Source organism: Streptomyces sp. CB02009 (assembly GCF_001905825.1).
In the GTDB taxonomy this organism is placed as follows: domain Bacteria; phylum Actinomycetota; class Actinomycetes; order Streptomycetales; family Streptomycetaceae; genus Streptomyces.
Map to the genome: position 1 here is coordinate 264,503 of NZ_LIVV01000003.1, position 14,404 is coordinate 278,906.

The 14,404-nt window shown below is 71.0% G+C and carries 5 protein-coding genes; 3 read left to right on the forward strand and 2 right to left on the reverse strand.

What is annotated here, in order from left to right; translation table 11 throughout:
- The first annotated feature begins 1 nt into the window (after position 1).
- The 3 genes from AMK27_RS14070 to AMK27_RS14080 all read left to right on the forward strand — a co-directional run bounded on the left by AMK27_RS14070 (position 2) and on the right by AMK27_RS14080 (position 10,124).
- Complete coding sequence (locus AMK27_RS14070; RefSeq protein WP_073906444.1) at positions 2-946, forward strand: hypothetical protein; 945 nt, start codon at positions 2-4, stop codon at positions 944-946.
- Positions 947-1,044: 98 nt separating this feature from the next.
- The gene (locus AMK27_RS14075; protein WP_073906446.1) at positions 1,045-7,833 is read left to right on the forward strand and encodes a DEAD/DEAH box helicase; all 6,789 of its coding nucleotides are present in this window, start codon (positions 1,045-1,047) and stop codon (positions 7,831-7,833) included.
- Positions 7,830-10,124: a UvrD-helicase domain-containing protein gene (locus tag AMK27_RS14080; RefSeq protein WP_073906448.1), complete on the forward strand. Its 2,295-nt coding sequence runs from the start codon at positions 7,830-7,832 to the stop codon at positions 10,122-10,124. Before AMK27_RS14075 ends, AMK27_RS14080 begins: the two co-directional genes overlap by 4 nt.
- 455 nt (positions 10,125-10,579) lie before the next feature.
- Here the strand turns inward: AMK27_RS14080 and AMK27_RS14085 are convergent, their stop codons facing one another.
- Both AMK27_RS14085 and AMK27_RS14090 read right to left on the reverse strand, forming a co-directional pair.
- Complete coding sequence (locus tag AMK27_RS14085; RefSeq protein WP_073906450.1) at positions 10,580-11,893, reverse strand: CBS domain-containing protein; 1,314 nt, start codon at positions 11,891-11,893, stop codon at positions 10,580-10,582.
- Between the two features lie 899 nt (positions 11,894-12,792).
- Positions 12,793-14,061: a cytochrome P450 family protein gene (locus tag AMK27_RS14090; protein WP_308189884.1), complete on the reverse strand. Its 1,269-nt coding sequence runs from the start codon at positions 14,059-14,061 to the stop codon at positions 12,793-12,795.
- Positions 14,062-14,404: the final 343 nt, after the last annotated feature.

Here is a 14,404-nt window from a genome sequence, read left to right on the forward strand (position 1 = left end):
CGTGCCGCAGCTGTTCCTGAACGAGACGTCCTGCGAGACGACGGCCGACCCGGATCGGGTCAACCGTGCCATGACGGAGTTGGTGAGGGCCATCGTCGCGGTCGCGAGGGTGGACCGGCCCGGAACGGTGCTCGTCGCCCGCGAGCCCGTGAACGCCTTACGGCTGGCGAAGGACCACCCCATCGCCAAGTGGGTCGGCAGCCCCGGGGCCAAGGAACTGTGGCAGCGGCTGCTGCTCATGCAGACCAAGTACCCGCACGAGGACGCCTACCCCGACGGGGAGACCTTCTCCGACATCGCCTACAGCCACGAGGGCGTACCGGTGACCGGACTCGGCGCCGCGCACCTCATGGGCGGTGCCGGCGTGTCCCTGCCGCTGGAACCCTGTTGGGACACGGACCGGGTCACCCTCGCACGGGAGGAACTGCTCGACGAGGAGGACGGCGGATCCGCGATCACCTCCGTCGAGGTCCCGCACGCCGCCACCCGCGAGCACGTCGACACGCACCTGCCCTGGATCCACGAGGAGACGCAGGCCGCCCTGCGCGACGGCCTGAGCGGCATCCGTACCGGTGCCGAGTTGTGGGAACAGTGCCCGGAGCTCTTTCTGCACCTGCGCTTCCTGCCACACGTCGAAAAGCAGATGCGCGAACTGAAGCAGTACTGGGTCCACCCCGTCCGCAAGCGGCTCGCGGAGATGGACCGGGCGGTTCAGCTCTGGCAGCCCGGGACCGAATTCGACGAGCCGCAGTGGGGCTCCTTCGTGACACCGGAACACGCGACGCGCAAGCGTGACTACTGCAAGTTCACCGACCTCGACGGCACGCAGCAGTACTTCGACACCCATCTGCGCTTCACGCCCGGCGCGGGACGGCTGCACTTCCGGTTCCTGAAGGACACCCGCAGGGTTCACATCGCCCACATCGGACACAAGCTCGGCGCGTGAGGTGCCCGGAGCCCGCACGGCCGCTCCGGCTAACGTAGACCGGTGACCGGCCACTCACCGGCTCCACCAGCACCATCCGCACCAAGGAGGAACCGCGCGTGCGTCCCACCCTCGCCGCCGACCAGGTACGGGCCAGTCTGAGCCAGTACCTCGCGACGACGTACGCGCTGGCCGACGAGTCCACCCGCCGCGCCCTGGAGGGCTTCCTAGGCGACGCCGAGGACGGCATCTTCCGCGGCCCCTACCTCCGCGTCCGCACGCCGTTCAGGACCGCCGAGGGCGAGGACTGGAAGCGGCACCTGGCCTGGCACCCGAACCTCACCCCGTACCGCCATCAGGAGCGCGCCTGGGAGCGGCTGTCCACCCTGCACGGCCCGGCGCGGCCCACCCTCGTCACCACCGGAACCGGATCGGGCAAGACCGAGTCGTTCCTGGTCCCGGTCCTCGACCACTGCCTCCGGGAGCGCGAGGCCGGCCGGGAGGGCGTCAAGGCGATCCTGCTCTACCCCATGAACGCCCTCGCCACCGACCAGGCCCACCGGATCGGCAAGCGTCTCGACGACCCGAAGGACACCCGGCTGCGCGACGCCGGCGTGCGGGCCGCGCTCTACATCGGTGACAAGCCGTCGCAGGAGTTCAAGCAGGCCAACCCGGCGATCGCCGTCGACCGGGACGAGATCCGCCGCACCCGGCCGGACATCCTGATCACCAACTACAAGATGCTCGACCTGCTCCTCCAGCGGCCCGAGGACCAGCGGCTGTGGCAGGACTCCCCGCTCGCGTACGTCGTGCTCGACGAGTTCCACACCTACGACGGCGCCCAGGGCACGGACGTCGCCATGCTGCTGCGCCGCCTCGGATCGGTCACCGGCCTGGCCGAACCCGGCCGGCCCCTGGGACCGGTCTGCCCCGTCGCCACCTCCGCCACCCTCGGCGAGAGCGGTCCCGACGACAGCGGTTCCGCGGCGGCCAGGCGGGGCGAGGCAGGGCGACCCGGCATGCTGGAGGTCGCCGAGCAGGTCTTCGGCGTGCCGTTCCCGCCCGACGCGGTCGTCGGCGAGGACCGCCGCTCGGTGAAGGACTTCACCGGCAAGAGCGACTTCTCCCTGCCGTTCCCCTCGCCCCAGGAGGTCGACGCCCTCGGCGACCCCACCCGCGACCCGGGCGTCATGGACGACCTCATCGCGGCCTTCACGGGCCTGAGCGGACCCACCCCCGAGGAACTCGGAGCCGTCCTGCGCCGGCACCGGCTCACCTCCGCCGTCCTGGAGATCCTCGACGGCACCCCCAGGACCCTCGCCGAGATCACCGAGGTGCTGCCCCGCTACGCCTACCACTGGGGCATGGCCGTACAGCAGCGGCCGGGCCTCGCCGCCCGTGCTCTCGCCCGCTACCTCGCCCTCCTGTCGTACGCCCGCGACCCGGAGCACCCCGGGCGGCCCCTGCTGTCCGTCGAGATCCACCACTGGGTCCGCTCCGTCTCCCGTGTGCTGCGCGGCATCAGCGCCGCACGCGCCGAGTTCCGCTGGGACGACGAACGGGTGACCTCCGGCGGCGCGCTGGCCCGCGCGGGCCGGACCTCCGAGGCCAGGCCGTCCCCGTACGACGGGGAAGGCCCGTCCGTGCCGCTCGACGCCGCCGGGCAGGCCCCCGCCCCGGCCGACGACAGCGCGCCGCCGCCGGCCCAGGTCTTCCTGCCCGCCGTGTTCTGCCGGGAATGCGGACGCTCCGGCTGGGCCGCGTACTCGCCGGAGGTCGACCCGACCCACCTCGACCTGAACGCCACGAAGATCCGCCGGGCCTCCGTCGGCCGCGATAAGCGCCGGGTGCGCAACATGATCGCCGCGACCCCCCGGGAGGTGCACGAGGCCGCCTTCGCCGCCGGACCGGACCGCCGGCGCGGCGGTCCCGCCGTCATGGTCCTGGAAGGCACGGGAGGACAGCTCCGGCCGCTCGCGCCCGAAATCGATTTCACCGCCCCCGAGGACGGCGACGGAACGAGCAGGCCCAAACCCCTGCACAACGCCGCCTTCGTCCACGCCGACCTCGACGGTGACCGGGCGGCCGAACGCGACCAGTGCCCGGCCTGCCGCACCTTCAACTCCATCCGTTACCTCGGCACCGGCCTCGCCGCGCTCGCCGCCGCCGCCGTCACCCAGCTCTTCACCAGCGGTGAACTGGACAAGAACCTGGGAGAGGACAAGACCCTCCTCTTCAACGACTCCGTCCAGGACGCCGCCCACCGCGCCGGATACGTCGCCAGCCGCTCGTACACCTTCTCCCTGCGCGCCCTGCTCGCCAGCCGCATCGGCGAGGACGAACCGGTCACCCTGAACGACCTCGCCGCCGACCTCATCGCGGACGTCGTCGACAGCAAGGCGGTGCAGGCCGCCGTCATCCCGCCGGACCTCCACCTCGTCCGGGGCGTGGACACACTGCTCTCCGGACGCAGCCGCGGGTCCCGCGCCACCTGGGAACTGATCGCGCAACGCCTGGCGTTCGCCACCGTCATGGAGTTCGGCCTCCGCTCCCGGCAGGGCCGCACCCTGGAACTCACCCGCACCGTCGCCGCCGACGTGCCCCTCCAGGACCCGGATGCCGTCGCCGACCTCGTACGGGAGACCCTCCTCACCACCCCCGGAGAGATCGCGCTGCCCGACGGCTCGGCGCCCGGACCCGACCGGTACACCGGATTCGTGCGGGGGCTGCTGGAGCGGATGCGGATCCGCGGAGCCGTCCGGCACGCCTGGCTGGACCCCTGGCTGGACCAGGCCGGCGTGCGCCGGTGGGCCATCTGGGGCGGGCGGGAGACCGGGATGCCGGCCTTCCCCCGCGGCGTCTCCGCCCCCGCCTTCCTGCTGGGCGCGCCCAAACAGGGCAGCGAGGACTTCGACGTCCTCACCGGCCGGCTCGGCTGGTACCAGGACTGGGCCGTGCGCTCCCTCGGACTGCGCCCCGAGGCGGCCGGGGTCTTCCTGACCCGGCTGCTGCCCGCGCTCGCCGACACGGGCGTCGTCTCCGCGCGCACGGCACTCGACGGCGCCACCCGTGTCTACGGACTCCAGCCCGGCCACATCCAGGTCCGGGCCCTCGCCGACGACACGCTGCCCGACGCCACCGCGCACTGCCCCCGGTGCTTCTGGGAACAGACCATCCACCCCGACCTCGCCGACCAGTGGCACGGGCAGCCGTGCCCCCGCTACCGGTGCGGCGGCACCCTCGGCACCGGACGCGACCTCGACAGCGGACTGCGGCAGCGGGACTTCACGGACGACTTCTACCGCCGCATGTACCGCGAGGCCGGCGTCTTCACCATCAACACCGCCGAGCACACCGGCACCCTCAGCCGCGCCAAGCGGGAGGCGGTGGAGAAGGCGTTCCGCGAGGGCACCCGCGTCCACTACGCCAACCCGCAGGTGCTGTCCTGCACCCCCACCCTCGAACTCGGCATCGACATCGGCGACCTGTCGGCCGTCGTCCTCGCCTCGCTGCCGAAGGGACCGGCCAACTACATCCAGCGGGTGGGCCGGGCGGGGCGCTCCACCGGCAACGCCTACCTGCTCACCATGGTCGACCGCGGTCCCCGCGACCGCTACTACCTCGAAGACCCCCGGCTCATGATCGCCGGAGAGGTCTTGCCCCCCGGCTGCTACCTGTCCGCAGCCGAGATCCTGCGACGCCAGTACCTGGCCCACCTCCTCGACCTCGCCGGCGCCGGACGGCTGACCGCTCCCGACGGGACACCCCTGCGGCCCCTGCCCGGACGCGCCACCGAACTGTTCGGCACCTCGGCCTGGCAGGTCGAGTTCGCCGAAGCCGCGCTCGCCACCGGCGCACGGCTCGTGCAGGGCTTCCTCGACCTGTTCCCTCCCTACGACGAGAGCCGGGGCACCGGAGTCAGCCCCCAGGCCCGCGCCGCCCTCGTCACGTACGCGACCGACCCCGGCGAGGACGGACTCGGTGCCGCCCTCGACACCGCGTGCAGGCGCTGGGAGGACCGCCGCGCCGAACTCCAGCGCCGGACCGAAGCCATCGACCGGGCCCACGGGCTGCTCGTCGCAGGCGATCCCGACCACGAGCGGCAGGGACGTGAACTGCGGGCCGAGCGCCGGGACGTGGCACGCGTGTCCCGGGAGATCAGCCGCACCACCGCACACGGGGCCCTCGTCGACCTCGGCCTGCTGCCGAACTACAGCCTGATCGACTCGACCACCGAGCTGGAGGCCACGCTCACCTGGACGGAGAAGGCCGCCGACGAGGCCCGCACCAACCACAGCAAGACCCTGCGCCACAGCCGCCCCGCCCGCCTCGCCCTCTCCGAGTTCGCCCCCGGCAACCACTACTACGTCCAGGGATACAAGCACCGCGTCACCGGCCTCGACATCGGCAGCCTCGGACGCCCGGCCTGGCTCTGGTGGCGCGTCTGCCCCGACTGCGGCCACATCCGCACCCACCGCGCCGAAGGCGATCCCTCCCCGTGCCCCCGCTGCCGGTCCGCGGCCATCGGCGACATCGGCTGCCTGCACAAGGTCCTCGTACCGCGCCGCGTCACCTCCCGCGACGAACGCGACGACGTCCGCGTACGCGACGACAGCGACGAGCGCGAGAGGCGGCACTACACGATCGTCCCGGCCGTCGACATCGACGCGCGCGACATCGAACAGGCATGGAAGCACGAACACGCCACCTTCGGATGGGAGTTCACCCGCCAGGCGCGGATCCGGCACATCAACGTCGGAGCCACGCGCGTCGACGGCGGCACCGACTCCACCTTCGCCGGGCAGGAGGTCCGCCTCAACCCGTTCTGGGTCTGCGACGCGTGCGGCTTCGCCGACCCGGACGGTGGCCCCACCGCCTACGACGCCTCCGACGCGACGGCCCACGCCCGGTACCACCGGCCCTGGTGCCCCCGGCGCCGGGCAGCAGCCGACATCGCGCGGCGAGGAGAACGAGTGCTGCTCGCCCACGAGCTGCGCACCGACGCCCTGCGCATCCTCATCCCGGCCGTCACCGCCCACACCAAGGAACGGCTCGCGTCCTTCAAGGCGCTGCTGCTGGCAGGGATCGCCCGCAGCTACGGCGGCGACCCCGACCACCTCGCGGTCGTTACCGACTCCATGCCCGAGGAAGGCGGCGAGAGCCCACTCCGCCGCCACTTCCTCGTCCTGTACGACACGCTGCCCGGTGGCACCGGGTACCTGCACCGCCTCGCCGGCCGCGACGGTCTGCGGGGCGTCCTGGAGGACGCACGGCAGGTGATCGAGACCTGCGTGTGCGGGGGCGAGGGGCGGCCCGCCTGCCACCGCTGTCTGCTCCGCCACGTCACCGACGGCGAGTACGAGCTCGTGAGCCGCGAGCACGCCCTCGACATGCTCGGCGAGCTGTTCGGCCGCACGGCGGACCGCTGGAGCACCGAACCGGTGGCCACCACCCGGGACATCACTCTTGTGCACCAGGTGGAAAGCGAGCTGGAGGCCCTCTTCCGGCGCGGGCTGCTGGAATGGGCCGACCGCATGGACGACGTCAGCGTCCGCACCGCGCTCACCGCCGACGGCACCAGGGACACCAACCTGCGCTTCACCGCGCCCGACGGGACCGTCCGCGGCTGGGAGATGGAGACCCAGACACCGCTCGGCTTCACCCGGCCGGACGTGGTCTTCCGCAGCACCGACGACGACCGCAGGGTGGCCGTCTACCTCGACGGCTACCGCTACCACGCGAGCCCCGGTCACCTCACCGCCGAGGAGGACGCGGCGAAGCGCACCCGGCTGCGCGCCGACGGGTGGCAGGTCTTCCAGCTCACCTGGGACGACGTACAGGCCTGGACGGGACGTTCCGTACCGCAGGCCGACCCGGTGTGGAAGCCGTACCCGAACACCGCGCAGAAGACGGCCATGGACGTCCATCGGCGCATGCACGCGGGCGACACCCGCGACCTGACGCGCCTGGTGTGGGCCAACCCGGTCGAGACGCTGATCGGATACCTCACCGACCCGGACCCGGAGGCCTGGCGGCGCCGCGTCCAGAGCGCCCTCGCCGGCTTCGCGGCCGTCTCGGCGACCAGCCGGGCGCTGGCCGACGGCGCGGAGACCGGGCGCAGGATCAGTGAGGCGCTGCACGGGCGACGGCTGGCGGGAGGGCAGGGAGCGGTCCAGGTCATGGCGACCCGGGACGCCTCGGGATGCCCGCTCACCATCGCGCTCGATCTGCGCAGGGGGCAGAGCGGAGCGGTCTGGTCGGCGCTGACCGTCCTCGACGACAGCCCCGACACGGTCGCGTCCGACGAGACCGCCCATCGCAGGCGCTGGCAGGCGTGGCTCTACTGGAGCAACCTGATCCAGTTCCTCGACGCGGGGGAGGGCGACGGGGTCCAGCTCACGACCGGCATGCTGCCCGGATTCGACCCGGCCGAACTGGCGGTCACCGGCGGAGCCGGATGGCTCACCTCCCAGCGGCGCGCGCACGCGCCGGCACCGGAGGCCCCCGGGCCGTCGGTGGACCGACAGGGGCCTGCGGCCGCCGCGCTCGTCCGTGATCCCGGCTGGGACGAGGTCATCGAGTTCCTCGTCGAGGAGCCGGGGCTCGACGCGCTCGCCGGAGCGCTCGCCGACCGGGGCGTTTCCGCTCCCGAGGCGGGCTACGAGCTGGGAGCAGCCGCCTGGCCCGCCGAACTCGCCTGGCCCGCCCAGCGGGTGGGCGTCGTCCTCGCACACCGCCCGGATCCCGGGAGCAGCCGGGACATCGATGCGGAACAACGGGACGCGGCCTACCGCGACGCGGGCTGGCAGGTTCGCACCGCGACGGAATGGGATGCCGACGAACTCGCCACGCTGGCGCGAGGTGACGCGGACGGAACCACGAACGACCACGGGGAGAACGAGCGATGACGGTCACCAGCACGCCGCGGACAGGCGTGACCCTGCGCCTGCTCGACAAGGCGGACAAGGAGATCGTCAAGCTGGACCGCGCGGTCCTCGGGGCGTTCTACAAGTTCCAGCACGACTTCCGCCGCAATCCCGACGCCGGCGGGTTCCGCCTTAAGCAGCTGGAGGGCCACGACCGCCTCTGGTCGGCGCGTGTCAACCGGGAGTGGCGGGCGCTGATGATCCGCCTCGACGGTGACGACTGGCTGCTCGTCTCGGTCAAGCACCGCGGGCATGTCCACAAGAACCTGGACCGGTTCAACTACGGCATCAACCACATCACCGGCGCCATCGAGTACGTCGACCTCCAGGTCGTCGAGGAGAGCCTGCTGCGCCGCGGTCTCACACCGCCCGCGGCGCCCGCGCTCGTGTCGGCGCCGCCCTCGGCTCCCGCCCCTGAACCGGTCGGATCGCAGCCGCCGGAGGAGCCGCTCTTCGGCGCCTACACCGACCGGCAGCTCGCGGACCTCGGCGTCACCGAGCCCCTCATCCCCATCGTCCGGAAGCTCACCACGGACGACGAACTGCTCGGCCTCGCCGAGTACGCGCCTCGCCACACCGGGGAGGTCCTCCTCCGGCTGCGCGACGGCGTCCCCTACGAAGAGGTCATGGAGCAGGTGACCGCGCCCGTCGCGGTGGCCGAGCCCGAGCGGAACCTCGACGCCGACGACTGGCAGGCGGCCGTCGACCGCTCCCAGACCGTGGTGATCACCGATGACGAATCCCTCCAGAGCATCCTGGAGGAGGGCGACTTCGGCCGCTGGAAGATCTTCCTTCACCCCACCCAGGAGAAACTGGTCCGACGGCGGTACTCCGGTCCCACCCGGGTCGGCGGCGGGCCGGGAACCGGCAAGACGATCGTGGCCCTCCATCGCGTCTGTCATCTGGTGGGCCAGCTTCCCCCCGGTCACACCAAGCCCGTCCTCCTCACCACCTTCAACCGGAACCTCGCCGCGGACCTGCGGGCCAGGCTGCTCTCCCTCGGCGGACCCGACCTCCTGGCGCGCGTCGACATCGCCCATGTCGACCAGCTCGCCACCCGCATCGTCAGCGAAGCCGACCCGGGCAACGCGAAACGGCGGGTCGACGACACGTCGGCCCTACGCGAGTGGCGGGAACTGCTGGTGGAGACCGGGGAGACCCGCTGGAACGCCGAGTTCCTCAGCGACGAGTGGAACCAGGTCATCCTCGGCCAGGCCGTGACCTCCCGGAGCGACTACTTCACCGCTCGCCGAGCGGGGCGGGGCCGCAGTGTCACCCGCGCCGAACGCGCCGGCATCTGGCAGCTGGCCGAGCGCTTCACCCAACGACTGGAGACCAAGGGTCTGGAGACCCACCGCCAGGTCGCCGAGCGGGCCGCACGACTGGAGATGGCGCGCAAGTCCCGCATCGACCGGCGTGCGGAGGAACGCGACGAGCGGGGCGGCCTGCACAACCTCCATTTCGAGGCCGGCTCCGGGGCCTGGCTGCGCTACCGATACCGGCACATCGTGGTCGACGAGGCGCAGGATCTCAGTGCCGCCCACTGGAAGATGCTGCGCGCCATGGTGCCGTCCGAGCCCGACGACATCTTCCTCGTCGGAGACACGCACCAGCGGATCTACGACAACCAGGTCACCCTCGGCAGCCTCGGCGTCCACATCCGCGGCAGGTCCTCCCGGCTGACCCTCAGCTACCGCACGACCCGGGAGATCCTGCGTGACGCCATCCGGGTCCTGGGCGACGCCGACTACGACGACCTCGACGGTGACACCGACACGCTCGCCGGCTACCGCTCTGTCCTCCACGGCGAGGAACCCTCGCTCCGCGGAGCACGGAGCTGGGACGAGGAGATGGACCTCGTCGTGGAGCAGTTGCGGGCCTGGCACGACGTGCCCCGGGAGGCCATGGCGATCTGCGTCCCGACCAACGACATGGTCACCCAGCTCGCCGACCGACTCGCGCGCAGCGGGATCACACCTTCGGAGATCACCCAGGACGGGCCGCGGGGCGACCAAGGCGTCCACATCGGCACTATGTACCGCTTCAAGGGACTGGAATACCGCTGCCTGATCATCGCCGGAGCGGCCGAGGGGCTTGTACCCCGGGCCTCTGTCGACGCCTGGGAGCACACGGATCCGAGCCGCCACCGGCGAGAACTGCACCGCGCCCGGTCGCTGCTCTTCGTCGCGGCGACCCGCGCCCGCGACGCGCTCGCCATCACCTGGCACGGCGAGCCGAGCCGCTTCCTCGCACCTCTTGTCCCACCCAGGTGAGCGGAAGCCCCACCTCCTCGCTTCAGGGGTTGGGCAGGTCGGCGGCGTCGAAGCGGCGCATCAGGGACGGCTGACCGCGGCGGCCGCGCACGGGGCGCCGCCCGGTCCTCGAAAGCACCGCTGGTTCCCTTGCGGGAGTGGATCTCGCGCAGGTGGGTGAGCAGGGCTACCGCGAGGGCGTACGGGTTGGCCTTCTTCTCCACGATCGCCGGTCGCTGTCCTGCTGTGCCCGCTCGACGCGCTGCACGATATCGCCACCGAGTCGAAGAGAGGCCCTGACGGCAGGCCACCGGCCCCCACTACGCGGCGCCGGCCGTGACCCCCGGGTGTGAGATGACTCGGTGCGGGCCACCGGCGCGGATTCCGGTAAGTACCCCGCCGCCACTCGCCTGACGAGGAGCGGACTGACGGCCCCACGCGTTCACCGTGGGGCCCCGAGCCTGCCGGGAAAGGCGTCAGACGGCTGGGTCGTGATCCACGAGCTTCAGGAGCTTGAGCAACCCGCCCGTAGCGGCCAGAGCCGCGGCATCCTCAGCAGGCGCGTCCACCGCCCAGTGGGCAAGGTCGTTGCGGTAGTCCCGCACGGTGGCCAGCCGCCGACTGATGTCCTGTTGCTCGAAGGGCCACCGCAGTTTGTTCCAGCAGCGGGCGTCCTCCACCAGGAAGACGTACTGGCCGAGGCTGAGATGCTGACCGCGCTCCATCGTCCTGCGGATCTCCCTCGGCAGCTCGTCGGTGGAAAAGTGCCTGATCAGGCGGCGCAGCCGCCGTTCCAGCTCCTCCAAGAGAATGAACGGTTCGATGCGCTGCTTCAGCTGCCCTGCGAGGTCGGTCGAGGTCAGAATCCCGATCACCGCGTTTTCGCCATCCACGATGATTGTGAAGCCACTCTGCTGGATGCGGTCCATCCGGTCGAAAAGGGCATGTTCCACCCGAGCGGTCTCGGGATGCGGATCCAGGGCGTTGGCCACCGTGGCAGTCCTGCCGCCCAGCTGCGCCCTTGCGATTCCCTCCCAGGTGACGACCCCACGTAGCACGTTGTTGTGGTCTACGACCGGAAGCTGGGAGAAGTCGCTCTCGATCATCGGGGTGATCACCTGGCTCAGCGCATCGCCCATCCGGACCGTCACAACCTCACGAACGAAGGGAAGGTTGCCGATCCGCCAGGTCAGATCACGGTCACGCGGGCCATCGACTTTCGAATGCGCCTGCTGCTCGTCCCCTCGGACCTGATCATGGATGCCTTCCCCAAGGCCGGTGAATCCTGCCGCGGACACGGTGACGAGGCCGTCCAACTGCACGTCGTTGAAGTGAGGATCCACCCGGAGACCGAGCTCCGCGAGGTTCTGGTCCACCAAGTCGATGACGTCGGAGGTTCGCCGCTTCCACCCCCACAAGCCGATCAGGTCACGGGCGGTCAACTGCCTGGTGCCGCTTTCCCGGACATCGCTCACCAAGTCCTGCGGGCCGTTGGGTGGCTCGCCGTCACCCACGTAGCCCGGGTCGGTACCCGTCTCTGCGAGAGCCTGCACGCGTACCGCGGCGTCGCGCCGACTCAACTCGCTGACCGTGAGGAAGGCCCCCATGCTGTCCCGCAGATCACCCCGAACAGCAGCTCGCTCCAGGGCCGGGCGTACCCAGTCCGTCCTCCTCACGTGTCGGAAGTCAGGCGGCGCCGCGGCCCGGTACTCGTACGGTCCGGTCAGCAGGCCCAAAGCCACGACCGACAGATGCTTGCGTGGCATGACGACGTAGTCGCCGATCTCCATTGCGATGAAGCGCCAGAGCTGGCGCTTCCAGTTATCGATGGTGCCAACCGCCTCACCGGGGTACGCCTTGGCCAGCAGATCACCGATGTTCGTCGGATGAAGAGCAGTCGCTGAGGTCGCCGAGCTCCTCCCAGCCCACGATCGCCAGCCCCTCGGAGAGCGCGGCCTGCTCCCGTTCCCCTGACTGTCCACCCCGTACTGTCCAGGCCCGCACCATGCCCGCCCCCTCGTCAACCATCCAGATGCGCACCCGAGTGTTCCGGGTCAGCGGACTCGGTACAAGCGAGATCACAGTCCAGACGTCCCCACATGAGCCGTACCGAGAGGCGTCCAGCCGATTGGGGCATCGCCGACGGGCGATGCCCCAGGGGAACTCGATGCCGGGAGACCGTCTACGGAAGGCGCGACTCCCGCCGCTCGGGGACTTGCGGGGAGCTCGACACGAGGTGCACTGCGAGATTCCGCGAGGGAGGCGGTCTCCGTATGTGTGCCCCGTTCCGAGCCCTCATCGGCACTTCGGCCGGACGGCTGCAGCAGCAGTCAGACCTTGATGACAGTGGCGGTACCGCCCCATTGGAGGCGAGCCTGGGAGTCCCTGCGGATGCTGCGGCGTGCGTCGAGAGTCGCACGTAGCGCTCGTAGCGCCCGTAATGCACGTTGATCTTGAGTCTGGTTTGTGTGCCACGTAAGCCGCTGAGCTGCGGTTTTCTTTAACCTGTTCTTGACTCCACATCTTCCCGATGACCCACCATGTCGAGTGCGTGGCGATCCTGGAGCCGGTGAAGAAGGACGCCTGAGCCGGGGGATTCGGCCGGCAGGGCCGCGGCGGCGGTGGAGCGCCGGTCGGACAAGGGGTCGCTCCACCGGCCGCCGTCACGGGGCCGCCCGCGGTGGGTGTGTCACCACCGGACCGGCAGTTCCCGCCTTCCGCGGATCAGCATTCCCGGGAGCCACTCCCCGGGTTCCCCGTTCGCGGCCAGGTCCGGGCAGCGCTCCAGGAGGGTGCGCAGTGCGACCTCGCCCTCGAGGCGGGCGAGGGGGGCGCCCAGGCAGAAGTGGATGCCGTGCCCGAAGGAGAGGTTGCTCCGGGCGTCGCTGCGCCGTACGTCGAAGCGCTCCGGGTCGGGGAAGCGCTCCGGGTCGTGGTCCGCGCCGGCCATGGCGATCAGCACGATGGCACCGCGCGGCACCTGGACGCCGCCGATCTCGGTGTCCTCCAGGGCGATGCGCGGCGTGGTGGTCGCCACCGGCCCGTCGTAGCGGAGCGTCTCCTCCACCAGTCCTGCCGCGAGGCCCGGCGGATCGGCCAGGACGGCCGCCAGCTGGTCGGGGTGGTCGAAGAGCGCGCGCACCGCGTTGCCGATGGTGTTGACCGTCGTCTCGTGCCCGGCGACGAGCAGCAGGAAGGCCAGTGAGACCAGCTCCTCCTCGGTGAGCCGGTCGCCGCCCTCGTCGACCGTGTGGACGAGGGCGCTGAGCAGGTCCTCCCCGGGGTTCTCCCGCTTCGCGGCGATGAGGCCGGCGAGATACGGCATGATCTGCTCGTACGCCTCCTTCTCCGCCTCGGGGCTGGTGGGCGCGAGGGTCTCGTTCGACCAGGCGTGGAAGGAAGCGCGGTCCAGGTTAGGGACGCCGAGCAGTTCGGCGATGACGATCATGGGGAGCGGGGAGGCGAACGCCTCGATGATCTCGGCACTGCGTGCTCCGTCCGCCGTCATGGCGTCCAGCAGCTCGTCGGTGATCTCCTGGACGCGCTGCCGCATCCCCTCGACGCGCCGGGCCGTGAACTCCTGCGACACGAGCTTCCGCAGCCGGGTGTGGTGGGGCGGGTCGCTCATCAGCATGTTGGAGTTGCCGAGCATGTTCAGGGCGTACGGCGGCTCCCAGCCGGGCTGCCGGTAGTCGCGCTGCCAGTCCCGGCTGAGGTGCGGGGAGCCGAAGGCCTCGCGCGCGGCCTCGTACCCGACCACGAGCCACACCAGCCCCCTGTCGGGCGTGATCACCTGGTGCACCGGACCGCGCTCGCGCAGCCGCGCGAAGGCGGTGTACGGGTCGGCGACGAAGTCGGGGCTGAGCGAGGCGAGTAACTCGACCCCGTCGGGGATGTCGAGTCCTTCGTTCCTGTCGGGCATCGCGGGATCGGCGGCGGATATCTCGGTATCGGTCACGACGGAATTCCCTTCCCTCAGGCCCGGGTTACCGACCCCCGCCGGCCACTCCGAGCACGGCGGCCGACTCTAATCCCGCACCACCACCCGCACAACTGCCTTCTGGTCGCACGTTCACCGAACCGACAATGAACATCAACGGAATTCACATACCCGATCCGCATATGAGGGTGCGTCGGCGACGCGTCCGCTCGGTCGGGCCGACTCCGGCCCGCACCTCGACGTGGGGATCCGCCGCGTCGCCCCCGCTGTCCGAAGCGAGACAGGTCAACTGCCGTGATTCTGGCCGGATGTCATCGGCGATTGCTTCCTTATGCACCAGTTCCTGCGCACGTCCCTGCTG

Excerpts from the sequence above, each read along its gene's own strand:
- AMK27_RS14085 (WP_073906450.1), bottom strand. The coding sequence starts at position 11,893 with ATGGAGATCGGCGACTACGTCGTCATGCCACGCAAGCATCTGTCGGTC.
- AMK27_RS14080 (WP_073906448.1), top strand. The coding sequence starts at position 7,830 with ATGACGGTCACCAGCACGCCGCGGACAGGCGTGACCCTGCGCCTGCTC.